Origin of the sequence: Bittarella sp. HCP28S3_D9, assembly GCF_052065655.1 — a bacterium.
Taxonomy (GTDB): domain Bacteria; phylum Bacillota; class Clostridia; order Oscillospirales; family Ruminococcaceae; genus Bittarella; species Bittarella massiliensis.
The window spans coordinates 1-24,144 of record NZ_JBQHTP010000011.1 but is presented as its reverse complement, the minus strand read 5'-3'; the positions used below and the strand labels follow the sequence as shown (position 1 = coordinate 24,144).

The window sequence follows — 24,144 nt, the reverse complement described above, 5'->3', positions numbered from 1 at the left end:
AACAGGCCCTCATAGACTGTAGTAAAACAAAGGAGGGCAATGCAATGCAAGAGGAGAGAAAGCCCGCGGGACAAAGCCAAGGGCAGGTGCCCCACAACGTCATCATGGAAAACCGCAAGCACATGACGGTGTCCGGGGTTTTGGATATCGACAGCTTCAGCGAGGACGGCATCGTCCTCTACACCGATTTGGGGGAACTCAGCGTCACCGGGCGGGACCTGCACCTGGGCAAGCTCAGCGTGGACACGGGGGAACTGACCCTGGACGGGGAGATCGAGTCGCTGACCTACTACGACTCCCAGCCGCGGGAAAAGGGGTTTTTTGCCCGGATATTCAAGTAGATGGGCGCCCTGCAGCTGACGGTCTCGGCCCCTTTTCAGTTTCGGGTCTTCTGCTACTCCCTGGCGCTGGGGTTTGGGCTGGGGCTGTTTTACGAGGTCTTTCGCATCCTCCGGGCGGTATTCCCCTGGTGGGGGGCGCTGGTCATCGCCCTGCAGGACGTGCTCTACTGGTCGGTCTGCGGGGTGGCGACCTTTCTCTTTTTCATCCAGTTCACAAACGGAGAGGTGCGCGCCTACGCCCTGATCGGCGAGGGGCTGGGCGCCGCCCTCTACCTGCTGACGCTGGGGCGGCTCATCCGCTCCCTGACCCAGGGGATCCTCTCGCTGGCGAGCCGGTTTCTGCACTTTCTCTACAAGATTTTCTGCGCCCCGGTAATCAAATTGGCCCGCCGGTTGGGGGCAAAGGGGAAGCAGTTGGGGAAAAAAGTTGCTTCCGGGGCCAAAAAGGCGGAAAACAAGAGAAAATTCCACTTGAAAGACAGGCGCGTTTTATTGTATAATTTATTAAAACATTCTCCACCCGACCAGAAACCAAAGAGAGAGCAGAGCAATGAAAAAAAGCCGAGGCGCAAAAACCGCAAAAAAGCGGGCCAATAAACCGCGCGTTCTTGTCCACCTGGCCATTGCAGCAGTGATGGTCTATATTGCTGTGTCCCTCATCACCACCCAGATGCAGATCGTCTCCCGCAAAAACGAGCTGGAACAGGTGCAAAACACCATCACCGCCACCCAGCAGGAGAACGAGGAGATGAAGCGGGTCCTCGAGAGCGACCAGGAGAGCGAGTTCATCGAGCGGATCGCCCGGGAGAAACTGGGCTACGCCGCACCGGGTGAGAGAATTTTTTCCGACGCGTCCGGCGCCAATAAATAGCGAGCCGGGGGGCAGGCGGAACAGCCGCCTGCCCCCTTTTGTTTTTCGGCCCCGCGGGGCCGCAGGCAGGATCGGATAGATTTCACAATATTCACAGAAGCAGGAAACTGCGGGGAGGATTCATTTTTTATGCAGCTCGAAGTTGGAAAGATTGTAGAAGGCAAAGTGTCCGGCATCACAAAATTCGGCGCGTTCGTCGATTTGGGTGAGGGAAAGACCGGGATGGTGCACATTTCGGAGGTAGCGGCTGCGTTTGTTCAGGAGATCAAAGACTACGTGAAGGAGGGAGAGACCGTCAAGGTCAAGATCCTCTCCATCGGCGAGGACGGCAAGATCGCCCTCTCCATGAAACAGGCGCTGCCCCAGTCGCAGCAGCGGCCCCCCCGCCGGGACTACGCCCCCCGGGACGGGCAGCCCAGGGGCGGTCGCCCCGGGGGCGCTCCCCGCTCGGGCGGCGCGCCTCGCACCGGCGGTCCCCGCCAGGGCGGGTTTGGCGGCGGCCGCTCCGGCGGCTTCAAGCCCCGCAGCGACAAGCCCCTCACCTTTGAGGACATGATGGCCAAGTTCAAGCAGTCCAGCGACGAGCGGATGTCCGACCTCAAGCGCTCGCAGGACGGCAAGCGGGGCGGCGGGTACTCCCGCGGCGGCCGCTCCCGGTAGAGACCGGCCCCATCAGAAAGAGACCGTAGAGCACGGCGGCGCGGGAAGCGCCGCCGTGTCTTTTGTGAAGAGAGAGGGGAATTGCCCGTGATACTTGTCAATGCCGCCCTGGTGCCGGTGGAGAGCCCGGCCGTCGAGAGGGGCTATCTGAAAATCGAGGGGGGAAAGATCGCCGCCCTCGGCCCGATGGAGGAGCTGGGCCCCACCGCGGGGGAAGAGGTGATGGACTGCTCGGGTCTCACCGTCTACCCGGGCTTTATCGACTGCCACACCCACATGGGGATGTGGGAGGACGGCCTGGGCTTTGAGGGGGCCGACGGCAACGAGGAGACCGACCCCGCCACCCCCCAGCTGCGGGCCATCGACGCGGTCAACCACCGGGACCGCTGCTTTGCCGAGGCCCGGGCCGCCGGGGTGACCACCGTGGTCACCGGGCCGGGCAGCGCCAACTGCATCGGCGGGCAGCTCTGCGCCGTCAAGACCAGGATGAGCCGCATCGACACCGGGGTGCTGCGGCAGACGGCGGCCATGAAGTTCGCCCTGGGGGAAAACCCCAAGACCGTCTACAACGACAAGGAGATGGCCCCCATCACCCGGATGGCCACCGCCGCCATCATCCGCGAGCAGCTCTACAAGGCGCAGCGGTATCTGGAGGACCGGGAGCGGGCGGCAGAGGACGAGGACTTTGACGAGCCCGACTGGGACATGAAGTGCGAGGCCCTCCTCCCCCTGCTGAAGGGGGAGATCGGTGCCCACTTTCACGCCCACCGGGCCGACGACATCTTCACCGCCCTGCGGCTGGCGCGGGAGTTCGGGCTGCGCCCGACCATCGTCCACGGCACCGAGGGGCACCTGATCGCCGAGGCCCTGCGGGAAGAGGGGGCGCCGGTCATCTGCGGCCCCCTGCTCTGCGACCGCTCCAAGCCGGAGCTGCGCAACCTGACCCCCAAGACCCCGGGAGTGCTGGCGGCGGTGGGGGTGGAGGTGGCCCTCTGCACCGACCACCCGGTGATCCCCATCCAGTACCTGCCGCTGGAGGCGGGGCTGGCCGTCCGCGAGGGGATGAGCCGGGAGGACGCCCTGCGGGCCATCACCCTCACTCCTGCGCGCATCTGCGGGCTCGAGGGGCGGGTGGGCTCGCTGGCGGTGGGGAAGGACGCCGATCTGGCCCTCTTTTCCGGCGACCCCTTCTCGGTCTACGAGACCCCGCGCCACGTCTTCATTGATGGCGAAATCGTGAATAATTTATAAAAACAGAAGTCATCCCCTTTTATTTTTAGGCATCCTGTGCTATACTAAAGCCATCAGATAGGCTGGCTTTCCAGCTTATAAACAAAGGGGTTGTTGGAATGAATATCGAAGTAATCGGGCGCAAAGTCAATCTCAAAGACAGCTTCAAAGAGCGGGTCGACAAGAAGTTGGCCAAATTCAGCCGCCTGTTCCACGAAGATGCCAGCGCCACAGTCACTGTAACGGTCGAAAAAGACCGCCAGACCGTCGAGGTCATGATCCGGGCGGACGGGATGCTCTTCCGGGCCGAGCGGACGGCAAAGGCCATGGAAGAGGCCCTGGACTTGGTGGTCGATGTTCTCTTCAACCAGATCGTCCGCAACAAAGACCGGCTGGAAAGGAAGATGAAGGTCTCCTTCCCCGAATTCAACGAGGAGGAACTCCTCCCCGCCGAGGAGATCGACATCGTCCGGCGCAAGTCCTTCTCGGTCAAACCCATGAGTGTGGAGGAGGCCATCCTGCAGATGAACATGCTGGGACACCAGTTCTTCCTCTACCGGGACGCGGTTGACAACGAGATCAATCTCGTATATGTTAGACGTGACGGAAAATACGGTGTCATCGTCCCCGAATAAAGAAATCGTTTTGGGAGAGCCGCGGCACAGAGGGCCGCGGCCCTCTTTTTTGTGTCATCTCCCCCTGCGCGAAGGCGGGGGGACGGAAGTGGAAAGGGAGAAGAGAGATGGAGTACAAGCTGGTCTGCCCCTGCATCTTTGGGCTGGAAAAGATCGTCGGCTTTGAGCTGCGCCGGCTGGGGGGCGAGGAGATCGCGGTGGAAAACGGCAAGGTCAGCTGCCGGGGCGACGCCCTGACGGTGGCCCGGGCCAACATCGGCCTGCGCTGCGCCGAGCGGGTGCTGGTGGAGGTGGCGGCCTTTCCGGCCCGCAGCTTTGAGGAGCTGTTTCAGGGGGTGCTGGCGGTGGACTGGGCGGCCTACATCCCCAAAAACGGGGCCTTCCCGGTCAAGGGGTGGAGCCTTGCCTCCCAGCTGGCCAGCGTGCCCGACTGCCAGGCCATCGTCAAAAAGGCGGTGGTGGAAAAGCTCAAACAGACCCATCAGGTCTTTTGGTTTGAGGAGACGGGGGAGCGCTACCAGATCCAGTTCTCCATCCACAAAGACCAGGTCTCCATCCTGCTGGACACCTCGGGCGAGGGGCTGCACAAGCGGGGCTACCGGGCCCATGCGGGGGAGGCCCCCATCAAAGAGACCCTGGCGGCGGGGATCGTCGACCTGGCCCGTATCCGCGAGGGGGACATCGTCTACGACCCCCTCTGCGGCTCGGGCACCCTGCTCGTCGAGGCGGCCATGCGGGCGCTGAACATCGCCCCCGGGCTGCGGCGGACCTTTGCCGCCGAGCGCTGGCAGACCTTTGACCAGAAGGCCTTCTCCCTGGCCCGCCAACAGGCCCTGGACGAGGCGGATCCCGGCGGCGACTTCGAGGGCTACGGCTTTGACATCGACCCCCAGGCGGTGGAACTGACCCTGCAAAACGCCAAGCTGGCCGGGGTGGGGGAGAAGATCAGCGCCCGGGTGGAGGACATCACCAGACACAAGTTGCAGGACGCGGGGGGCATCCTCCTCTCCAACCCGCCCTACGGCGAGCGGATGCTGGGCCCGGCCCAGGTGAAGGCCATCCACCAGGCGCTGGGGAAGATGCACCGCTACAACAACCTCAAGTCCTACATCATCACCAGCGCCCCCCACTTTGAAGAGCAGTTCGGCAAGACCGCCGACCGCCGCCGCAAGCTCTACAACGGCGAGCTCAAGTGCCAACTGTATATGTACTACAAATAGGGCGAGGCGGGCATAAAAATGGCGTGAAGAAGAGGGCCGAAAAGGGGACAATTTACAGATTGTTCACACCTGCCCTCTCCGCTCCCGTATAGTAGATAACAGAGCGAGAAAAGAGTTTGAAAAGAGAGGTAAATCATGGTCAAAACCAAACACAAGGTGTGGACGTATGCCGGCATCACCCTGCTGGTGATCCTCTACGTCCTCATCAACAACGTCAACCTAAACCCCCTCTACCAGGGCAGCGCCCTGTTTTACGCGGTGGTCATCACCCTCTACGTGGGCGCCTGGGGTGTTTTGAAGCTGGGCGGAATGCACTTTGTGCGGGACGAAAACAGCCCCCGGGTCAACGTGCAGTTCGGCGACAGCCAGAAGTTCCCCAAGTGGGCCAAGTGGCTGCTGATCGCAGTCTGGGCCTTTCTGATCGTGGTCACCATCGCCTCCAGCGTCATCTTCAACGTCAACGCCTACAAAAACCAGATGACCGAGCCGATCGTGGGCGAGTTCACCGACGACATCCAGCCCATGGATCTGGCGAACATCCCCATCGTGGACAAGGAGCTGGCCAAGAAGCTGGCCGAGAAGAAGCTGGGCGAGAACCCCTCCCTCGGCAGCCAGACCCACATCGGCACCCCCACCATCCAGCAGGTGAACGGCAAGCTGATCTGGGCGGTGCCCCTGCAGCACTCGGGGCTGTTCAAATGGCTGTCCAACCTGGACGGCACCCCCGGCTACATCATCGTCTCGGCCACCGACACCCAGGACGTACAGCTGGTGGAGGGGCACAAGATCAAGTACCAGCCCGACAGCTACCTCTTTGACGACCTGGAGCGGCACACCCGCTTCTTTGGCGGCGGCCTCTTCACCGGGATGACCGACTACTCCTTTGAACTGGACGACGACGGCAACCCCTTCTGGGTCATCACCACCTACAAAAACCTGCGGGGCTTCGCCCTGCCCGAGGCCACCGGCGCCATCCTGGTCAACGCCACCACCGGCGAGTCCCACCACTACGATTTGGCCGACGTGCCCGAGTGGGTGGACCGGGTGCAGCCCGAGAGCTTCGTCCTCAACCAGATCAACAACCGGGGCGAATACGTCCGCGGCTTCCTCAACTTCTCCAACAAGGACAAGTTCACGGCCTCCGACGGGCACATCATCGTCTACAACGACGGCAACTGCTACCTCTTCACCGGGTTGACCTCGGTGGGGGCGGACGACAGCACCATCGGCTTTATCATGGTGGACATGGTCACCAAGGAGAGCTACCAGTACAACCTGGGCGGCGGCGCCACCGAGGAGGCGGCCCAGAAGTCGGCTGCCGGCAAGGTGCAGCAGTACGGCTACTACGCCTCCTTCCCGCTGATCATCAACATCAACAACACCCCCACCTATTTCATGACCCTCAAGGACAACGAGGGGCTGATCAAGCAGTACGCCTTCGTCTCGGTGAAAAACTACCAGATCGTCGGCGTGGGCGAGACCATCTCCGCGGCCCAGAAGGACTATGTCAGCGGCCTCACCGCCGCCGGGCCCGAGGACTTGAAGGGGGACGAGACGACCCAGGAGGAGAAGGTCTCTGGCACCGTCACCCGCATCGCCTCTGAGGTGAAGGACGGGCAGACCACCTACAAGTTCCTGCTGGACACCAGCGCGGGGACGATGTACATCAGCTCCGCCAATGTCAGCGAGGAGCTGGCCCTCACCAGCGCAGGCGACGCGGTGGAGGTCACCTTCTCCGGCAAGGTGGACAATGTGGTCACCGTGGTGGGCTTTGACAACAAGGCCATTGGCTAAATAAGCGCAAAAAACAGGGGAAGGCCGGACGGCCTCCCCTGTTTTTTCTGTCTGCAAAGTTCCCCGGACTGTTTTGTTTGAGGGAAAAAAGGAGCGGCAGGAGACGGGACGGTCGCGTGCGGGAGAGTTTGTTGCGGTGTGGCTTGCCCTGACCGCCTCCCGCCATCTGCGGTGCAGAGGGGAAGGCAGCTGCGTGTGAAGGACCTGTTGCGGCAATGCTCGCCGACCGCCCTTCCTTGCCGTCTGTAGCGCAGAGGGGAGGTGGGGTAGAAGGGGGAACGGCTGTGTGCGGAAAGGACCTGTTGCGGCAGGGTTCGCCGCCCATCCCTTCCCGCCGTCTGCGGCATGGGGTGGATGGGCGAGATAGAACGGGGCGGCCGTATGAGAGAGACTTGTTGCGGGGGAACACGCCATCTAGTCCTTCCTGTTGTCTGTGGGGCAGAGTGGGGGCGGGGTAGAAGGGAGGACAGCTGCGCGTGGAAGGGCTTACTGGGTCAGGGTATTTTCTGCCTGTTCCTCCCCGCCGTCTGCGGCGCAGAACGGGGATAAGGGAGAAGGGGGGACGGCCGAATGTGGAAGGTTTGCTGCGGTGGAGCCCCCCTGCTCATCCCCCCTTTTCGCTGTCTGCGGCGCGGAGTGGAGGTGGAGCCGAAGGAAGAACAGCTGTGTGTGGAAGGGCCTGTTGTGCCGGGATTTTTTGTCTATCCCTCCCCGCCGTCGGTGCAAAGTAGGCGGGGCAGAAGGGAGGCGGCCGTGTGCAAAGGGGTTTGCTGTAGCGGGCTCCCCGATCACCCCTTCCCGCCGCCTTTAGCGCAGAGTGGGGGCGGAAGGGGGAACAGCCGCGTGCCGGGGGCTTGTTTCAGCGCAGAGCAGGCCGGACACTTGCGGCCCGGCAGAAAGAATTTGTGATTTTTGAAATCTTCTGCCCCCGTGGGTTTATTGGCGGCCCCTTTTTTGGTATGATAGTACCGTAGTCAACTGCCCGCAAAAGGGCGGCTCTATTTTCCGCCCTCGGGGAGAGGGCGAGACGGCGCAGCAGTGTAAAGGCACCCTGACAAGCTACCGCCCAACGAGGAGGAACGCGTTCATGCCCGCATTTGTCACCCATCACCTCTTTGCCGACCAGGTGTTTCACGCCCTGCCCGAGGGACAGGCCAAGACGGCTGTCCGCCGCAACTACGACGCCTTTTTGTGGGGGGCCCAGGGGCCGGACATCCTCTTTTTCAATAAAATTTCCACCGTGCTCCCCCTCTGGGGCTCGGTGATGCATCACAAAAAGGTGAAGGAGAACTTTGCCGCCATGCAGCGCTACCTCATCCGCACCCGGCAGGGGCTCTTCTTTGAGGCGCAGCTGGCCTACGCCCTGGGCTTTTTGTGCCACTACGCCCTGGACAAGACCTGCCACCCCTACGTCTACTGCGTGCAGGCGGCCTTTCAGGAGGACCCGCGGGTCAGTTCCGGCGCCCACAACCGCATCGAGTCGGACATCGACACCGCCCTCTACCGCCGCCTCACCGGCCGCAGCGTGCGGGAGTACGCCATCCCCCAGTCGATGTTCGCCCCCCATGTGACCAAGGCCATCGCCCTCTATTTGAGCTATCTGCTGCGCGCGGTCTACGGGGCCAAGACCTCGGTGGAGAAGGTGGAGCAGAGCTTTCTCTGCGATGACTTTTTCATCTCCCTCTTTGTGGGGAAGGCGGCTTTCTCCCACAGGGTGGGGCTGGGGCTGGACAGGCTCACCGGCCGCCGGTACGCCTTTTCCGGCTACATGCGCCAGGAGCAGGAGAGTTGGGACTGCCTCAACCTGCGGCACCAGCGCTGGTGCAACCTGCAGCGCCCGGTGGAAAAGAGCCGGGAGAGCGTGCCAGAGCTGATGGAGCGGGCACGGGGCGAGGCGGCGGAGATGATCGACGCCTTCTGCAAAAATGTGGCGCGGATGCGCCCGCGCGCCATCTGCGGGGACGAGACCTTCGACAACGGCCACCCGGAGCGAAAGACCCTGCGGGAGGCCATCGAGGAGCGGGAGCTGACCCGGTGATTATCCCCATTTTTTGCGCGGGGAATCCGGCAGTTTGCTCTCTTGCAATCCCCTGGGGCATCGGGTAAACTAGAATCATCAATGATTGGGTAAAGGAGCCGTACTATGAAAATATTGGATTTTGGTTCGATCAACATCGACGAGGTCTTTCAGGTAGACCACTTTGTCCGCCCGGGCGAGACCATGTCCACCCTGGGGTACGCCAAGAACTGCGGCGGCAAGGGGCTCAACCAGTCCATCGCCCTGGCGCGGGCCGGGGCCGAGGTCTATCACGCCTGCATGGTGGGCGAGGGGGCCGACTTCCTGGTGGAGACCATGCGGGAGAGCGGGGTCGACGTCTCCCTGATGAAGAAGATCGACGCGCCGGCCGGCCGGGCCATCATCCAGGTCAACGAGAGCGGGCAGAACTGCATCCTCCTCTTTGGCGGTTCCAACCACCAGAACACCGAGGAGTACATCCGCTGGGTCATCGACCAGTTTGAGGCGGGGGACATCCTGCTTTTGCAAAACGAGCTGAACCTGACCGACACCATCATCAACTGCGCCGCCGAGAAGGGGATGCGCATCGTCCTCAACCCCTCGCCCATGAACGAGGCCCTGACCAAGGCCCCGCTGGAAAAGGTGGAGTACTTCATCCTCAACGAGGTGGAGGGCGAGGAGATCGCCGGCGGTCAGAAGGACCCCGAGGCCATCTGTGACGCGCTGCTGAAAAAGTACCCCGGCTGCAAGGTGGTGCTGACCCTGGGCAAACACGGCGTCATGTACAAAGACGCCGAGACCAAGGCCACCCACGGCATCTACGACGTGAAGCGGGTGGACTCCACCGCTGCCGGCGACACCTTCACCGGCTACTTTCTGGCCTGTTTGGCCGAGGGGCTCTCCATCGACGTGATTTTGGAAAAGGCGTCCAAGGCCTCCTCCATCGCCGTGGGCCGCCCGGGTGCCGCTCCCTCCATCCCCACCCGGCAGGAGGTGGACACCACCAGCATCGAGCCGCTCAACCTGTAAGGCGTCGCCATCTCTCACTGCCTTTTTGGCGGCCGCGGAGAGGAGGATTTTCCCCTCTCCGCGGCCGCTTTGCGTCCAAACAGGGCCACCCTTGAAAAGAGGGAGCGAAAAAGTATAGATTTTAAAATTTGCGAAGGGTTGTGCAAAGGGGCGCAGTGTAGTAAACTAAAGGAGAACGAGTGTGTGAGAGAAGGGATGAGGAGAATGGATTTGACACTTCGCAGCTACCGGCCGGAGGACCTGCCGGAGATGATAGAGATTTGGAACCAGGTGGTGGAACAGGGGGATTCCTTCCCCCAGGACACCCCGCTGGACGCGGCTTCGGCCGATGCTTTTTTTGCCGCCCAGACCGACACGGTCTGCGCCCTGGACGGGGAAGGCCGGGTGGTGGGGCTCTACATCCTCCACCCCAACAGCGAGGGGCGCTGTGGCCATGTAGCCAACTGCTCCTACGCGGTCAAGGCCGACTGCCGGGGGCAAAAAATCGGCCGCCAGCTGGTGGAGGACTCGCTGAAGCGGGCAAAAGAGGCGGGCTTTTTGCGGCTGCAGTACAATGCGGTGGTGGTGACCAACGAGCGGGCCATCGCCCTTTATGAAAAGCTGGGCTTCACCTGCATCGGGCGGGTGCCCAAGGCCTATCGGGCCAAAACCGGCGAGTACCGGGACACCTATATCTTCAACCGGGCCCTGTAAGGGCGCCCTGACAAAAAGGGGGAAACGACTGTGCAGATGGCGATCATCATTCTCAGCCGCTTTGAAAAGTTGGAGGAACTGCTGTTTTGTCTGGCAGAGGAGGGGGTGCGCGGCGCCACTGTCATCGAGTCCAGCGGAATGGCCAAGGTGCTGGGGCGGGAGGGCGGCCGCTTCTTCCAGAGCCTGCACCTCTACATCCCCGACCGGGAGGAAAACCGCACCATCTTCACAGTGGTGCCGGAGGAGCAGGTGCCCCTGGTGGAGCGGGTGCTCACCGAGGTGGTGGGCGACCTCTCAGCGCCGGACACGGCGGTCCTTTTCTGCGTGCCGGTGGGCTACACCGCCGGTCTGGGGGAGAAAAAGTAGAAAGGCAATATTGACTGGACAGGGGACCGGGCGGCGCAATGCGCGCTCCCGGTCCCTTTTTTGCCCCGCGGGCCAAATACGGACAACTCGCCCCCGCATATAGATGGAAAAGCGGCCCATTTGCCGCCATCTCATCGAACAGGAGGGGGCTTTTTCATGTATACCGCACTGGTTTGTCTGGTTTTGGCAAACCTCTTGTACTTTGCGCTTCACATCTCCTCACAGGGGACTTTTCCCAAGCCCCTGGACAAGGAGGAGGAGACCGAGCTGTTTCACAAATTTGCCGCCACCGGCGACTTGGAGGCGCGCAACACCATCATCGAGCACAACCTGCGGCTGGTGGCCCACATCTGCAAAAAGTACTACGCCGCCGGGCAGGTGGACCAGGACGACCTGGTCTCCATCGGCACCATTGGGCTGATCAAAGCGGTGAGCACCTTCAACTGCGACAAGGGCATCCGCTTCGCCACCTATGCCGCCAAATGCATCGAAAACGAAGTTTTAATGAATTTCCGCTCCCAGAAAAAGACAGCGGGGACCCTCTACATCAACGACACCATCGAGTCCGACGGGGACGGCAGCTCCCTGACATACCTGGACGTGGTGGCCGACTCCACCGACATTGTGGACACCATCGACCTGGGGCTGCGCTCGGCCGCCCTCATCGAGGGGGTCAACACCGCCCTCACCCCCCGGGAGCGCATCATCGTCAAGCTGCGCTACGGGCTGAACAACCAGCGCCCCAAAACCCAGAAGGAGGTCGCCAAGCTGCTGGGCATCTCCCGCTCCTACGTCTCTCGCATCGAGAAAAAGGCATTGGGCAAGTTGGAGCGGGCCCTCAAAAAACGGGGGGAGAAGGAAGAGGGGTAAAGGGAAAAAGGGAGGGCCGGTACGGCCCTCCCTTTCCATTCCCCCGGAAATATGGTATCATCGTCACAGACTGAAAAGAGAGGGGAGGGGCGGCCGATGGCCAAAAGGCAGACGCGCTATGTGGTGTTGGAGGCCCTGCGCCAGCAGGGCGGGGAATTTCTCTCCAGTACCGCCCTCACCGAGAAATTGGGGGTCACCCGGGCCGCCATCTGGAAGGCGGTGGTCGCCCTGAAAGAGGAGGGCTACCCCATCCGCTCGGTGACAGGGGAGGGCTATGCCCTGGAGGGGGAGGCGGACGTGCTGTCCGAGCGGGAGATCGCCCGCAGCCTCGCCACCCACTGGCTGGGGCGCGCCCTCTGCTGCCAGCCCCAGATGGAGTCCACCAGCGCCCACCTCAAGGCGCTGGCTGCCGGGGGCGAACTCCGCCACGGGCTGGTGGCGGTGGCGGGGGAACAGACCGGTGGCCGGGGCCGGGGCGGGCGCAGCTTCTATTCGCCCCCGGGCGGCCTCTACTTCTCGGCGGCCCTGCAACAGCCCCTCCCCCTCTCGGCGCTGCGGCTGTTGACCCTGGCGTCGGCGGTGGCCATCTGCGAGGGGATCGCCGACTGCTGCGGCCTGCAGGTGGACATCAAGTGGCCCAACGACCTCTACTGGGGGGGGAGAAAGCTGGGCGGCATCCTCACCGAGTGCTCCCTGGTGGGGGAGAGCGGCGAACTGGAATACGCCGTCTGCGGCGCGGGGCTCAACTGCGCCGCCACCCCCTGCCCGCCGGAGCTCCGGGGGGAGATCGTCTCCCTGGAAGAGGCGCTGGGCGGCCCCCCACCGGCGCGGGCGGCCCTGCTGGCCGCCCTTCTGCAGCGGCTGGAAGGGGCCTTTGACCGGCTGCTGCAAGGGGAGGGGGGCCGGTCCCTGCTGGAGGGGTACCGCGCCCGGCTCCTCTGGGTCGGGGAGACGGTGGAGGTCTCGCGGGGGAGCGAGCGGTACCGGGCGGTCTTTGAGGGGGTCGACGGCGAAGGCCGCGCCCTCCTGCAAACGGGCGGGGAGGTGCAGGCGCTCTCCAGCGGAGAGATCCGCCTCAGGAAGAGATAGGAGAAAGAGAGAGGAGCGGCAGCTGTGGCTGGATTGGGATTTTATCCGGGGGACATCTATTTCCCCCTTGTGGAGGAGATGGAGAAGTGGAGCGTGGTGGCCTGTGACCAGTACACCGCCCAGCCCGACTACTGGCAGCGGGTGGAAAAGCGGGTGGGGGATGCCCCCTCGGCCCTGCGGATGATCGTCCCCGAGTGCTACCTGGGCACCCCGCAGGAGGGGGAGCGGGTGGCCGCCACGGCCGCAGCCATGCGCCGGTACGTGGAGGAGGGGGTCTTCCGGGCCGCCACCGGCTTTGTCTACCTGCGCCGCACCCTGCGCTCTGGACGGGTGCGCCAGGGGCTGGTGGGGCTTTTGGACCTGGAGCAGTACGACTACCGCCCCGGCGCCCAGTGCCCGGTGCGGGCCACCGAGGGCACGGTGCTCGAGCGCATCCCCCCGCGGGTGGCGGTGCGGCGACAGGCCCTGCTGGAGTGTCCCCACATCATGCTGCTGGTGGACGACCCGGAGGGGACGGTGGTCGAGCCCACGGCCCGGCGGCTGGGGGAGTTGAGCCAGGTCTACGACTTCGATTTGATGGAGGACAGCGGCCACCTGCAGGGGTTCCTCTGCGATGACGACGAGGCGGTGCGGGTGATGGGCGCCCTGCGGGCCCTGTCGCTGAAATCCCCCTTCCTCTTTGCCGTGGGGGACGGCAACCACTCCCTGGCGGCCGCCAAGGCCCATTACGAGGAGATCAAGCAGTCCCTGCCCGCCGGGGAGGCGGCGGTGCACCCGGCCCGCTACGCCCTGGCAGAGGTGGTCAACCTCCACGACCCGGCCCTGGATTTTGAGCCCATCCATCGGGTGGTGTTCGATGTCGACGGCGAAAAACTGCTGGCCGCCCTGCGGGAAGAGCTGGCCGCCGCCCCCGGCGAGGGGGGCCAGGGCGTCACCCTCTGCCTGGCGGGGCGGGAGGAGCGCTTTGCCTTTGGCAGACAGCTGGCCAACCTGTCGGTGGGCACCCTGCAGGCCTTTTTGGACGGGTATCTGGCCCGGGAGGGGGGCCGGGTGGACTACATCCACGGGGCGGAGGTGGTCCGCCGTCTGTCCCGAGACGAGGGGTGTGTCGGCTTTTTGCTGGAGGGGATGGAGAAGGAGTCGCTCTTCCCCGCCGTGGCGGCGGACGGCGCCCTTCCCCGCAAGACCTTTTCCATGGGCGAGGCGTGGGACAAGCGGTTTTACCTGGAGTGCCGCCCCATCGCCGCGGGATAGATCGGAGGGACAAAGCCAGGGGGCGAAACCCGGTGTACCGGGTCTCGCCCCCTGGCTTTGTTTGCGCAGAAGTCTTTTGCCGCGAAGGGGGGGAGGGGGGCTAATCGGGCCGGGAGAGGGACTTACCCGCCGGGCTTGCGAAAGACGACGGTAAAGGCCATCTCCCCCTCCCCCGCCTGGGCGAAGAGCTCGCCGTCCATCTTCGCCATCAGCTGGCGGCAGATGGCCAGCCCCAGTCCGCTGCCGGGCTGGTCTGCGGCGTTGGAGCCCCGCCAGAAACTGTCGAAGAGATAGGGCAGCTCCCCCTCGGGCGGGGGGGAGCCGCTGTTTTTTACGGTGAGGAGGAGACAGTCCTCCTCCCAGCCAAAGGAGAGGGCGACCCAGCCGCCGTCCCCGTACTTGATGGCGTTTTCCAGGAGGTTTTGCGCCACCTCCACCGCCCGGTCCAGGTCCCCTTTCAAGAGGCAGTCGCTCCAGGGGCCCACCCGAAAGTCGGTCTTTTGCAGGGCCAGCTTGTCCGGGTAGTAGGCGGTGAGCGCGCCGACGAGTTGGCGGAGGTAGAACTCGCCTGAACACACCTCCAACTGCAGCAGGTTTTCGCTGGAGGCGGTGACCAGCTGGGAGACAAAGGACTCGATCTCGTCCGCCTTTTGGCCGATGCGCCCGGCGATCTCCCCCCGCCGCTCCGGCCCGTAGAGGTCCTGGCGCAGGGCCTTGGCGTAGAGCTTGATGGCGCTCAAAGGGGTCTTGATATCGTGGGAGAGGGAGAGGAGGAGGGACTTTTTCTCCCGCTGCAGGGAGAGTTCCGCCGCCCGCCGCCGCTCCAGCTCCTCCCGCAGCAGGTCCAGCCCCCAGAGAAAGCGCCCGAAGAGGCGGCCCCGGCTCTCGGGCAGGGGGGATGACAGGTTGCCCTTGGCCAGCTCAAAGGGCAGTTCGCGCAGCTGCTCAAAGGGCTGCAAAACGAGCCGCCAGACGACAAAAAGGAGGGAGAGCACCAGGACCGCCATGGCGATCATCCCCCCGTTGGCGGCCCAAAAGAGGGTGCTGTCACCGCCGGTGGGGAGGCGGTAGTCGAAGCGGTAGCAGGTGCCGCCGATCTGGCGGACGGCCGCGTCCAGGTTTTCGCCGGCAAAGAAGGCGGCCGCGTCCTCTCCGGACAGCAGGGGGGTCACCCGGGTGACGTAGCGGCAGTCTGTGAGGTCGATGGCCCCCTCGCCCCCGGCGGCGATCGCCCGCGCCAGCCGGCTGATCTCCACCTGGTGGGGGCGCGCCCCGCCGCCCCCCTCCCGGGCGGGGAGGAGGAAGACCAGGTTGACGCCCAGAATGAGGGCGGCCAACCCCAGGGCAACGGCGAAAAACAGGCGGCTAAAGCGCTTCATCGGCTTCCCCCTCAAAGCGGTAGCCCACCCCCCAGACCGTCAGGATGCGGGTGGGGTGTCTGGGGTCGCGCTCGATTTTTTGGCGCAGCCACTGGATGTGCACCGTCAAGGTCTGGGGCTCGCTGAAGCTGTCTGTTCCCCAGATGCGGTCAAAGATCCACTCCTTGCGCAGGGATTTGCCGCGGTGCTCCACCAGCAGCCAGAGGAGGTCGAACTCCTTGGCGGTGAGGGCCAGGGGCCTCCCCGCCAGGGTGGCGGCGCGGCGCTGCCAATCCAGGACGAGGTCGCCGTCACGCAGGGCGGTGCGCTCGTACCGCCGCTGAAAGATGCCACGGATCTTGGCCAGGAGGATGTCCACGTCGTAGGGCTTTTCGATGTAGTCGTCCGCCCCCAGGCGCAGCCCGGCCAGTTTGTCCTCCTTTTCCGACCGGGCGCTCACCACCAGGATGGGCAGGTCCCCCTCCTGCCGCAGGGCGCGGCAGACGGCGAGGCCGTCCATCCCCGGGAGCATGACGTCCAGCACCACCAGCCGGGCCCCCTCCCGGCGGGCCAGGGCCAGCCCCTCCTCCCCGGTGGGGGCGAGGGCGGTCTGGTAGCCCTCGGCCTTTAAAAAGTCGCAGAGCAGTTCCCCCAGCTCCCGGTTGTCCTCCACCACCAACACGTCGATCACGGCGCGCCCTCCTCTCTTCTGCGGGGTTTACCAGCCCATCTCGATGAGCCAGTTGCTCAGTGCCCGCTCTCTGGCGCGGGGCTGGCTCTCCTCAAAAGTATACTCCCCTTTGATGTTTCCATCAACGAGGTAGACCACCCGGCCGCAGCGGGAGGCCACCTTTACGTCGTGGGTCACCAGCAGGAGGGTGGTCCCCTCCCGGTTGATCTCCTCCAACTTCTCCATCACCCCGTCCGAGGCGGCGCGGTTGAGGGCGCCGGTGGGCTCGTCGGCAAAGATCATCTTCGGCCGGTTGATGAGGCTGCGGCAGATGCAGGCGCGCTGCAACTGTCCCCCCGAGACCTCGCTGATGTCGCTGTCGGCGGTCTCGACAATGCCCAGTTTGCGCATCAGCCCCTCCCCGCGGGCCACGATCTCCCGCCGGGGGGCCCGCTGCGCCTTGGACTGGCAGGCGGGGAGGATGATGTTGTCCAGCACCGTCAGATTTTTGAGCATGTACATCTGCTGAAAGATGAAGCCCATCTCCTCGAGCCGGGTGTCGGCCAGTTCCCGGGGGCGCATCCCCGCCAACTCCCGCCCGAAAAAGGAGACGCTGCCGGCGGTGATCCGGTCCATCCCCGAGACGGCGTAGAGGAGGGTGGACTTGCCCGAGCCCGAGGGGCCCATCACCGCCACCATCTCCCCCTCCTCCACGGTGAGGTCGACGTTTTTGAGGACGTTGTTCTGCCGCTTGTTGACAATATAGGTCTTGCAGAGGTCTTTGGTTTGCAGCGCAGTAGCCATGGTCGTTCGCTCCTTTTATTCAATGTTGTTGGTCTCGCGGGGGGAGATGCGGCGGATGGGGAGGGCTGCCAGGGCGCTGACAGCCAGGGTGACGGCCAGCACCAGCAGGGGGTAGAGGAGATAGACTTCCAGCGGGCGGACGATGAACTCGATGTGGCTGGCCCCCATCATCTCAAAGGCCTTGGCCGCCGAGAGCTGGGCGATGGGCCCCGAGAGGGCCGCCCCCAACAGGGTGGCCGCCGCCAGGACGATGCCGATGCGCAGCACCTGCCAGGCGAGGATGGCCCCGTCCCGAAAGCCGATGCTCTTGAGCATCCCGATCTCGCCCTTTTCCCGGGTGAGGAAGCTCTTCATCATCAGCAGGGCCACCAGAGCGTTGATGGCGAGGATGACCGCCACGATCAGCTGCTTGACCTGGTCGATCTGCTCGGCGGTGTCCCCGATCATGTAGCTGACGTATCCGGCCCCGATGTAGATGCGCTCGCGCGGGAAGAGCTCTTTCAGCCGCTGGGCCCGCGCGGCGATCTCCCCCTCGCCGGGGTGGTCGCGAAAGGCCACCTGGGTGGCAAAACCGCCGAACCCGTAGTGGTAGTCGAGATCCTCCTTTTCCGAGAAGCGGATGCCCTCGCCCAGATTGTTCATCGACTGGTAGATGGCGGTGACCAGGAAGGACTTCTCCTCCCCGCCGATCTTGATTTTGACCCGGTCGCCGATCCGGGCGCCGACGGCGTCGGCGGTGATGTGGGTGAGGGCCACCTCGCCGGGCCCGGCGGGGGCGCTGCCGCTGGAATAGGTGTAGCGGCCGGCGTCGACACCGGTGCCCTGAATGGCAAAGGCGGAGGTGCTCTCCTCCCCCAGGGAGATGCGAAAGCGAAAGATGGTCTCGGCCCAGCAGTCGGCGGGCATCCCCTCCTGGGCCAGCGTCTCCTCGGTCTGGCGCAGGTGGACGCGCAGCTTCTCCCGCCCGCCGGGGACCAAAAACTCCATGGTGCGCTCGTCGCTGTTCAGGTAGAGGTCGCTCTCGACCATCCCGAACAGGTCGATGAGATGGCCGCTGCCCAGCGTGTTGACGGTGTTCACCGGCACGATGATGAGGACGATGCCGATGGTGAAGGTGACCAGCAGGGCCGCAAAGCGGCGAAAGCCGCTGAGGATGTCCCCCAGGGCCAGAAAGGGGAGGACCGGCATCCGCCCGCGGGAGAGGCGCAGCGCCCCCTTGCGGTGGAACCGCTCGCCGCTCTTTCCGCTGCGGATGGCGTCGATGGGGGAGAGGGAGCCGATGCGCCGGGTGCAGAGGGAGCAGAAGGAGACGACCACCGCCACGATGAGGACACAGCAGAGCAGGTGGAGGAGGACCCCGCCGCCCCCGGCGGCGGGAAGGACGATGTTTTTGCCCACCCGCTCCAAAAAGAGGTTGCCAAAGGGGATGCTGGCGAAGAAGCCGGCGGTCGCCCCCGCCAGGGCGATGGCCAGGTATTTGACCAGGTAGAGGCCGCGGATCTTGCGGGCGGGGATGCCGATGGCCTTCATGATGCCGATTTCGCGGTACTCCTCCTCCAGGGTGAAGGTGATGGTGAAGCGGAGGATGACCAGGGAGATGAGGATGAGGCAGGCGCTGACGGCCAAGAGGGCCGCGGCGACCACCGTGTCCATGACGTAGGTGGTGGCCACCAGGGAGCGGTCGCAGGCCACCACCGCGGGGAAGCCCAGGCGGTTGTACGCCCGCTGCAGCGCCGGGGCGTCGCCGGTCTTGACCGAGTAGATGGCCCCGGTCTGGTTGTCCCAGTCGCCCTCCCGGGCAAGGGTCTGGTAGTCGCCCCGGCTGATGAGCAGCCGGGAGGAGCCCATCATGGAGGAGCCGAGAAAGGCGTCTTTGACGTTGCCGGCAACGGTGAAGTCCATCTCCAGCGCCCCGGTGCGCAGGGTGATGGTGTCGCCCCGGACCAGACCGGCGTCCTCCATCACCTTGAGGGGGAGGTAGATGGTCCCATCCTCAATGGCGGTGAGGGGGCGGTCGCCGCTGTCGAAGAAGGTCAGCTGGGCGTCGAGAGAGCTGAGGAAGCCGGTGTTTTGCAGTTCCAGCACCTCGCCGTTTCGCCAGAGGTTTTGCCCCAGGTAGAGGTGCTCGCTGCGGCCCCAGCTCTCCACCAGTTCGCTCTCGTTTAAAAAGTCGATCAACTCGCCGTCATTCCCGCCGTTGTTGGCGGTGACAACCGTAAAATCCCCCAGACCGGCCCTGTCAAAATAGCTGTCCAGGGCGGTGGAGATGGCAATCAAGTTGCCGGTGCTGCTGGCGATGAAGGTCGCCGCCAGGGCGATGAAGACGAGGAGGATGGCGTTCATGGTCTTTTTGCGCCGCAGGTCCTTTTTTAAGATGTGCAGGTACATGAAAAAGCCCCTTTCTGCTCTCGGTAAGACCGAGTATAGGGCAGAAGATATTAAAGAATCCTTAAATCCCAAAAGGGCAGAAAAAAAGAGGGCGGCATCGCCCTCTCCCTTTACATCCGGCCCAGCCACAGCCAGGCGGCCATCCCCGCCAGCCAGAGCAGACTGAGGGCCGGGACCCCCCAGGTGAACTTTCTGTGGCGGGTCTTGTGGTGAAACCAGTGCATCCCCAAATAGAAGCCGGGCCCGCCCCCCAGCGCGCAGAGGGTGAGCAGCGCCCGCTCGGAGATGCGCCAGCGGCCCTTGACGGCGGCGCGCTTGTCCGCCAGGCAGGCAGAGAGGGCCGCCAGGTTGACGGCGGCCAGATACCACCAAAAAAAGACCGGCACAGCGCTCGCCCTCCTTTATAAAAGAGATGGTTTTTTACAAGTATACCAGAGGGGGGAGAGGGGGACAAGGGGGAAATGCCGGCAGCGGCGCACGGAGGGGCGGAGGAGTAAACATTTGGAGATGGAGGAATATTTAACGATTTATCTTGACAAAATCTTCAAAAAGAGGTATGGTGATTGTGCAAAAGTGTAAGTTTTCGTTCTTTTTAAAAATATATTTTGTTTATTTTTGTATGCCAACTTGTGTTCGTCACAGGTTGGTTTTTTTGTTTGTTTCAGCCAAAACGGCGGGGTGAACGACAACCTACACCTTTTTAGCAGGGGGCGACCACTGCGGCCGTCCCCGCCAACAAACTCATTTTACAGGAGGGAAACCATGAAGATGAAGAGAGTGCTGTCGGTCCTGTTGAGCCTGGGACTGGTGGCGGCAGCGGTCCCCGCCCAGACCCTGGCCAAGGGGGAGGAGACGGTCCGCATCTCCAGCTCGCAGGAGCTGGTGGAGGCCATCCACAACCAGAAAGACGGGCAGACCTGGGTGCTGGAAGCGGGCCTTTACGACCTGGGAGGCGACTGTCTGGACGTTGTGGCAAACATCAATGGGGTGGAGAAGGGGTTTGTGTTCCCCCTCTTTGTCGATGATTTGAGCATCCGCGGCGAGGGCGAGGTGTCGATCACCAGCTCATACGACCCCGCCACCGGCAACTGGGCTGGGCAGAACTTCGTCACCGTCGGCGGCAGCGGCGTCACCCTGGAGAACCTGACCCTCAAGGGGAACCCCAACAGCTTTTACGACGGCCAGTGCAACAAGGCCATCGAGCTGATGGGCGGCAAGGACCTGACCCTGAAAGACATTGCGCTGGGCGCGCTCCAAGCCCCCGACGGCTCTGTCAGCAGCGGCTCCATCTACATCAGCAGCGCTGATGCGGGCAACACCGTCATCGAAGGGGTGGAGATGGCCTCCTGGATCAGCGCCAAGTCGGTCACCTCGGGCTCGGTGACGGTGAAAAATGTGACCCAGGACTTTGCCAACAACACCTATGCGGGCTATTCCGACCCGGTGTACGGCTACGCCTGGAACCCCGGCGTGAGCGGGGACAAGGTGTCCCTGGAGGGGCTGACCATCAAGGTCGACAACAAGTCGAACTTTGTCAAGCAGATTTCGGACAACCTGCGCCCCGGCACCACCGTGGAGCTGACCGAGGACATCGCCGTGAGCGAGATGGTCTACCTCCGCGCCGACGGGGTGAGCATCCGCGGCGGCGGCCACACCATCACTGCGGCCGACAATTTCCAGATGGGGAGCCACGGCCAGATCAACCTCGTGAAGGTGGAGGCCGACGGCGTGACCCTGGAGGACCTGCAGCTGGTGGCCACCGCGGCCAACAAGCACGCCCTGGACATCTGGGGCGCCGACGGGGTGACCCTGCGCAATGTGGAGCTGGACCACAGCGCCGCCAAGACGGGGGCGCCGCTGGTCAACAACAGTTCCAACGTGACCATCGAGGGGACCTTCCGGGCCGTGACCGGGGAGAACTCCTGGTACGGCGTAAACCTGGACGACAGATACGGCAAAGCCACCCTCACCTTCGCCGAGGGCGCGGCGGTCAGCTACGAGAGCAAGGCGGCGGGGGAAAAGCCCTTCGTCTACCTGGAACTGGCCACCACCAAGCCCAGCGAGGCCATTGTCAACCCGGAAAACGGCGGCCTGCTGCTGGACCCCGAGAACGGCCAGTTTGTAGAGCACAGCCACCAGTACGGCAGTTGGCAGAGCGATGCGGCCGAGCACTGGAAGAGCTGCGAGTGCGGCGCCGAGAGCGAGCGCGCCGCCCACACCTTTGTCTGGGTGATCGACAAAGAGGCCACCGAGACCGAGGCCGGCAGTAAACACGAGGTGTGCAGCGTCTGCGGCTATGCCCGGGCGGCGGTGGAGATCCCCGCCACCGGTTCCCAGACCACCCCGTCGGACGAGGAGCAGCCCGGCGACACCCCGGAGGAGCAGCCCGGCGAAGGGGAGAAGGCCGACACCCCCACCACCGGCGACAGCGCCATCCTGCTGGGGGCCGGCCTGGCCGCCGTTCTTGGCGCGGCGGCACTGGTGGTGCTGAAGAGGCGGAAAGCCAGCGCCCGCTAGGGAGCGGACGGACAGAGAGCCATAGAAAAGAGAAGGGGGGCGGCCGTCCCCCTTCTCTTTTTGCACAAAAATGGAGGAGGAGGGCGCTTTACATTTGAAAAACGGGGTCTTATAATACATGTGAACAATACGTTACAGCGAGAAAGACAGGTGATGACCCCGTGGCAAGCGAACCGTCCGGCGCGACACAGGACCGCGCCCAATTCCTCAAGATGACCACCGAACCGGTGGGACGGCTCATCGGCAAACTGGCCGTCCCCACCATCATCAGCATGCTGGTGACCTCCATCTACAACATGGCGGACACCTTTTTTGTCAGCCAGTTGGGCACCAGCGCCACCGGCGCCGTCGGGGTGGTGTTCTCCCTGATGGCGATCATCCAAGCGGTTGGCTTCACCCTGGGCATGGGCTCGGGGAGCAACATCTCCCGCCTGCTGGGGCAGGAGAAGAAGGACGAGGCCGACCGGGTGGCCTCCACCGCCTTTTTTACCGCCCTGCTCCTGGGGCTCTGCATCACGGTCATCGGCCTTCTGTCCATGAAAAACCTGATGCGGCTGCTGGGCGCCACCGAGACCATTTTGCCCTACGCGCAGGACTACGCCCGCTACATCCTCTTTGGCGCGCCCATCATGTGCGCCTCCTTTGTGATGAACAACGACCTGCGCTCCGAGGGGAAGGCGGTCCTCTCGATGATGGGGATCGCCACCGGCGGGGTGCTCAACATCGCCCTGGACCCCCTCTTCATCTTTGTCTTTGACATGGGCATCTCGGGGGCGGCCATCGCCACCCTGCTCAGCCAGTGCATCAGCTTTTGCATCCTCCTCTCCAACTACCTCTTTCGCCGCAGCACCGTGCGCATCGCCATCCGCAAGGTGAGCCTGCGCTGGGACCTCTACCAAAAAATCGTGGTCACAGGCATGCCGTCCTTTTTCCGGCAGGCGCTGGCCTCCTTTGCCTCCATCTCCCTGAATGTGGCTGCGCGGGCCTACGGCGACCCGGCAGTGGCCGCCATGTCGGTGGTGGGTCGGGTGTTCATGTTCATCCTCTCGGCCATGTTGGGCTTTGGGCAGGGCTTTCAGCCGGTCTGCGGCTACAACTACGGCGCGGGCCGCTACGACCGGGTGAAAAAGGCCTATCTCTTCTGCCTGAAGGTGGGCTTCTGCGGGCTGCTGGTCCTCTCGGCAGCGGGCTTTGCCCTCGCCCCTAAAATCATGGCCATCTTCCGCCGGGACGACCCTGTGGTCATCGCCATCGGCGCCCTGGCCTTTCGCCTGCAGTGCTGCAGCCTGCCCCTGCACTCCTTCATCGTCATCAGCAACATGCTCTTTCAGTCCCTGGGCAAGGCCCGGCAGGCCACCTTCATCTCGGTGGCCCGGCAGGGGCTGTTCTTCCTCCCCCTCATCTACACCCTGCCCTCCCTCATCGGGGTGCTGGGGGTGCAGTGCAGCCAGCCCATCGCCGACCTGGTGACCGCCCTGGCCTGCGTGCCGATCGTCCTCCTCTTCTTCCGGCAGCTAAACGCGCAGATCGCCGCCATGCCCCGGGAGGGAATGGCTTCCCCGCAGGGAGAGCCCGCGCCCCAGGCCCAGAAGGCCGATTGACCCGCCGCACAAAAAGAGTGAGAGCGCCCCGACAATCTGTGTCGGGGCGCTCCTGTTTGTCCTTGACTCCCCCTTAAAAGGGTGTAGAATGGCCTTGCGGGGATAAAAACACGGCCTGGTCGGGTAGTCCAGGCGCGGCGCAAGCCGTCAGTAACCTGCCTCCTTTGGTTGTCCCTTCTCCGCCGGGCGCGCCGACAGGCGCCCCGCAGGATATTCTCTTTAAAGGAGGGATCGTCTGTGGTACAGACAAGGGCGAAACTGACTGTGTACTTTGAGGACCCGTTCTGGGTCGGGCTCTACGAGCGGTGGGAGGACGGCCGGGTGGAGGTCTGCAAGATCACCTTCGGCGCCGAGCCCAAAGACTACCAGGTCTACGAGCGGATGCTCGAGGGGTGGAGCCGGCTGCGCTTCGGCCCCCCGGTCGCGGGGGAGGACCCGGCGGACGACAGGCGGGTGAACCCCAAGCGGATGCAGCGGGTCATCCGCCGCGCGCTGGAAGGGCGGGGGAGCGGCGCCAAGGCCCAGCAGGCGCTGCAACTGCAGCGGGAAGCGGGCAAGAAAGAGCGCCGCACCTCTACCCGCCAGCAGCGGGAGGCCCAGCGGGAGCGGCAGTTTGCCCTGCGCCGGGAAAAGCGGCGGGAGAAACACCGGGGCCACTAGGGGCCCGCGCCCACAGGGCAGACGCGGCCCGGGGGAAAAGTCCGGGGGGGGGGGTTTGGTTCCCCTTTTGGGGGGGG

At 63.9% G+C, this 24,144-nt stretch carries 23 protein-coding genes; 18 read left to right on the top strand and 5 right to left on the bottom strand.

Annotated features, from left to right (window positions below):
• The first annotated feature begins 44 nt into the window (after nucleotides 1–44).
• The 15 genes from yabP to ACTNAU_RS07275 all read left to right on the top strand — a co-directional run bounded on the left by yabP (nucleotide 45) and on the right by ACTNAU_RS07275 (nucleotide 14,069).
• The gene (gene yabP / locus ACTNAU_RS07345) at nucleotides 45–341 is read left to right on the top strand and encodes a sporulation protein YabP (RefSeq protein WP_185914838.1); all 297 of its coding nucleotides are present in this window, start codon (nucleotides 45–47) and stop codon (nucleotides 339–341) included.
• Nucleotides 342–938, top strand: coding sequence for a spore cortex biosynthesis protein YabQ (gene yabQ / locus ACTNAU_RS07340; protein ID WP_185914839.1), 597 nt, complete (start codon nucleotides 342–344; stop codon nucleotides 936–938).
• Nucleotides 939–975: 37 nt separating this feature from the next.
• A complete protein-coding gene (locus ACTNAU_RS07335; protein ID WP_207721190.1) occupies nucleotides 976–1,212 on the top strand; it encodes an FtsB family cell division protein in 237 nt (78 codons plus the stop codon).
• Between the two features lie 129 nt (nucleotides 1,213–1,341).
• A complete protein-coding gene (locus tag ACTNAU_RS07330; protein ID WP_185914841.1) occupies nucleotides 1,342–1,872 on the top strand; it encodes a S1 RNA-binding domain-containing protein in 531 nt (176 codons plus the stop codon).
• 87 nt (nucleotides 1,873–1,959) lie between these two features.
• Nucleotides 1,960–3,123, top strand: a complete 1,164-nt coding sequence (locus ACTNAU_RS07325; RefSeq protein WP_441098014.1) for an amidohydrolase — start codon at nucleotides 1,960–1,962, stop codon at nucleotides 3,121–3,123.
• 98 nt (nucleotides 3,124–3,221) lie between these two features.
• Nucleotides 3,222–3,737: a ribosome hibernation-promoting factor, HPF/YfiA family gene (hpf, locus tag ACTNAU_RS07320; RefSeq protein WP_216401762.1), complete on the top strand. Its 516-nt coding sequence runs from the start codon at nucleotides 3,222–3,224 to the stop codon at nucleotides 3,735–3,737.
• Nucleotides 3,738–3,844: 107 nt separating this feature from the next.
• On the top strand, nucleotides 3,845–4,957 hold the full coding sequence (locus ACTNAU_RS07315; RefSeq protein WP_441098013.1) for a THUMP domain-containing class I SAM-dependent RNA methyltransferase: 1,113 nt from the start codon (nucleotides 3,845–3,847) through the stop codon (nucleotides 4,955–4,957).
• Nucleotides 4,958–5,092: 135 nt separating this feature from the next.
• Nucleotides 5,093–6,751 (top strand): hypothetical protein, encoded by a 1,659-nt coding sequence (locus ACTNAU_RS07310; protein ID WP_441098012.1) that lies wholly within the window; start codon nucleotides 5,093–5,095, stop codon nucleotides 6,749–6,751.
• Between the two features lie 1,087 nt (nucleotides 6,752–7,838).
• Complete coding sequence (locus ACTNAU_RS07305; RefSeq protein WP_441098011.1) at nucleotides 7,839–8,789, top strand: zinc dependent phospholipase C family protein; 951 nt, start codon at nucleotides 7,839–7,841, stop codon at nucleotides 8,787–8,789.
• Between the two features lie 105 nt (nucleotides 8,790–8,894).
• On the top strand, nucleotides 8,895–9,797 hold the full coding sequence (locus ACTNAU_RS07300; RefSeq protein WP_185914845.1) for a ribokinase: 903 nt from the start codon (nucleotides 8,895–8,897) through the stop codon (nucleotides 9,795–9,797).
• Between the two features lie 204 nt (nucleotides 9,798–10,001).
• Nucleotides 10,002–10,490, top strand: a complete 489-nt coding sequence (locus tag ACTNAU_RS07295) for a GNAT family N-acetyltransferase (protein ID WP_185914846.1) — start codon at nucleotides 10,002–10,004, stop codon at nucleotides 10,488–10,490.
• 36 nt (nucleotides 10,491–10,526) lie between these two features.
• A complete protein-coding gene (locus tag ACTNAU_RS07290; RefSeq protein ID WP_441098010.1) occupies nucleotides 10,527–10,856 on the top strand; it encodes a hypothetical protein in 330 nt (109 codons plus the stop codon).
• Nucleotides 10,857–11,039: 183 nt separating this feature from the next.
• Entirely contained in the window at nucleotides 11,040–11,726 is a 687-nt protein-coding gene (gene sigK / locus ACTNAU_RS07285; RefSeq protein WP_441098009.1) for an RNA polymerase sporulation sigma factor SigK, read from the top strand.
• 96 nt (nucleotides 11,727–11,822) lie between these two features.
• Nucleotides 11,823–12,815, top strand: a complete 993-nt coding sequence (locus tag ACTNAU_RS07280; protein ID WP_441098008.1) for a biotin--[acetyl-CoA-carboxylase] ligase — start codon at nucleotides 11,823–11,825, stop codon at nucleotides 12,813–12,815.
• 24 nt (nucleotides 12,816–12,839) lie between these two features.
• Nucleotides 12,840–14,069: a DUF1015 domain-containing protein gene (locus ACTNAU_RS07275; RefSeq protein ID WP_441098007.1), complete on the top strand. Its 1,230-nt coding sequence runs from the start codon at nucleotides 12,840–12,842 to the stop codon at nucleotides 14,067–14,069.
• A gap of 122 nt (nucleotides 14,070–14,191) precedes the next feature.
• Here ACTNAU_RS07275 and ACTNAU_RS07270 read toward each other — a convergent pair whose 3' ends face one another.
• From ACTNAU_RS07270 to ACTNAU_RS07250, 5 genes are all read right to left on the bottom strand, one after another.
• Complete coding sequence (locus ACTNAU_RS07270; protein ID WP_441098006.1) at nucleotides 14,192–15,448, bottom strand: sensor histidine kinase; 1,257 nt, start codon at nucleotides 15,446–15,448, stop codon at nucleotides 14,192–14,194.
• Nucleotides 15,435–16,118, bottom strand: a complete 684-nt coding sequence (locus tag ACTNAU_RS07265; protein ID WP_441098005.1) for a response regulator transcription factor — start codon at nucleotides 16,116–16,118, stop codon at nucleotides 15,435–15,437. The genes ACTNAU_RS07270 and ACTNAU_RS07265 overlap by 14 nt, the downstream gene beginning before the upstream one ends.
• Before the next feature lie 27 nt (nucleotides 16,119–16,145).
• On the bottom strand, nucleotides 16,146–16,901 hold the full coding sequence (locus ACTNAU_RS07260) for an ABC transporter ATP-binding protein (RefSeq protein ID WP_441098004.1): 756 nt from the start codon (nucleotides 16,899–16,901) through the stop codon (nucleotides 16,146–16,148).
• Between the two features lie 15 nt (nucleotides 16,902–16,916).
• Nucleotides 16,917–19,289 carry an FtsX-like permease family protein gene (locus ACTNAU_RS07255; protein ID WP_441098003.1) on the bottom strand — a complete coding sequence of 791 codons (2,373 nt, stop codon included), beginning with the start codon at nucleotides 19,287–19,289 and terminating at the stop codon, nucleotides 16,917–16,919.
• A 110-nt stretch (nucleotides 19,290–19,399) separates the two neighbouring features.
• Nucleotides 19,400–19,675, bottom strand: coding sequence for a DUF1294 domain-containing protein (locus ACTNAU_RS07250; protein WP_441098002.1), 276 nt, complete (start codon nucleotides 19,673–19,675; stop codon nucleotides 19,400–19,402).
• A 376-nt stretch (nucleotides 19,676–20,051) separates the two neighbouring features.
• On the opposite strand from ACTNAU_RS07250, the gene ACTNAU_RS07245 reads away from it, so the two are divergent.
• From ACTNAU_RS07245 to ACTNAU_RS07235, 3 genes are all read left to right on the top strand, one after another.
• Nucleotides 20,052–21,806: a hypothetical protein gene (locus ACTNAU_RS07245; protein WP_441098001.1), complete on the top strand. Its 1,755-nt coding sequence runs from the start codon at nucleotides 20,052–20,054 to the stop codon at nucleotides 21,804–21,806.
• 161 nt (nucleotides 21,807–21,967) lie between these two features.
• Nucleotides 21,968–23,407: an MATE family efflux transporter gene (locus tag ACTNAU_RS07240; RefSeq protein WP_441098000.1), complete on the top strand. Its 1,440-nt coding sequence runs from the start codon at nucleotides 21,968–21,970 to the stop codon at nucleotides 23,405–23,407.
• Between the two features lie 237 nt (nucleotides 23,408–23,644).
• On the top strand, nucleotides 23,645–24,067 hold the full coding sequence (locus ACTNAU_RS07235) for a YjdF family protein (RefSeq protein WP_441097999.1): 423 nt from the start codon (nucleotides 23,645–23,647) through the stop codon (nucleotides 24,065–24,067).
• Nucleotides 24,068–24,144 lie beyond the last annotated feature (77 nt).

Bases quoted from the DNA above. Each gene is read 5' to 3' on its own strand.
- ACTNAU_RS07300 (WP_185914845.1), top strand. From the start codon at position 8,895: ATGAAAATATTGGATTTTGGTTCGATCAACATCGACGAGGTCTTTCAG.
- ACTNAU_RS07330 (WP_185914841.1), top strand. From the start codon at position 1,342: ATGCAGCTCGAAGTTGGAAAGATTGTAGAAGGCAAAGTGTCCGGCATC.
- ACTNAU_RS07335 (WP_207721190.1), top strand. From the start codon at position 976: ATGGTCTATATTGCTGTGTCCCTCATCACCACCCAGATGCAGATCGTC.
- yabQ (WP_185914839.1), top strand. From the start codon at position 342: ATGGGCGCCCTGCAGCTGACGGTCTCGGCCCCTTTTCAGTTTCGGGTC.
- ACTNAU_RS07255 (WP_441098003.1), bottom strand. From the start codon at position 19,289: ATGTACCTGCACATCTTAAAAAAGGACCTGCGGCGCAAAAAGACCATG.
- ACTNAU_RS07280 (WP_441098008.1), top strand. From the start codon at position 11,823: ATGGCCAAAAGGCAGACGCGCTATGTGGTGTTGGAGGCCCTGCGCCAG.
- ACTNAU_RS07310 (WP_441098012.1), top strand. From the start codon at position 5,093: ATGGTCAAAACCAAACACAAGGTGTGGACGTATGCCGGCATCACCCTG.
- ACTNAU_RS07270 (WP_441098006.1), bottom strand. From the start codon at position 15,448: ATGAAGCGCTTTAGCCGCCTGTTTTTCGCCGTTGCCCTGGGGTTGGCC.
- ACTNAU_RS07295 (WP_185914846.1), top strand. From the start codon at position 10,002: ATGGATTTGACACTTCGCAGCTACCGGCCGGAGGACCTGCCGGAGATG.
- yabP (WP_185914838.1), top strand. From the start codon at position 45: ATGCAAGAGGAGAGAAAGCCCGCGGGACAAAGCCAAGGGCAGGTGCCC.
- ACTNAU_RS07245 (WP_441098001.1), top strand. From the start codon at position 20,052: ATGAAGATGAAGAGAGTGCTGTCGGTCCTGTTGAGCCTGGGACTGGTG.
- ACTNAU_RS07315 (WP_441098013.1), top strand. From the start codon at position 3,845: ATGGAGTACAAGCTGGTCTGCCCCTGCATCTTTGGGCTGGAAAAGATC.
- ACTNAU_RS07260 (WP_441098004.1), bottom strand. From the start codon at position 16,901: ATGGCTACTGCGCTGCAAACCAAAGACCTCTGCAAGACCTATATTGTC.
- hpf (WP_216401762.1), top strand. From the start codon at position 3,222: ATGAATATCGAAGTAATCGGGCGCAAAGTCAATCTCAAAGACAGCTTC.
- ACTNAU_RS07305 (WP_441098011.1), top strand. From the start codon at position 7,839: ATGCCCGCATTTGTCACCCATCACCTCTTTGCCGACCAGGTGTTTCAC.
- ACTNAU_RS07290 (WP_441098010.1), top strand. From the start codon at position 10,527: ATGGCGATCATCATTCTCAGCCGCTTTGAAAAGTTGGAGGAACTGCTG.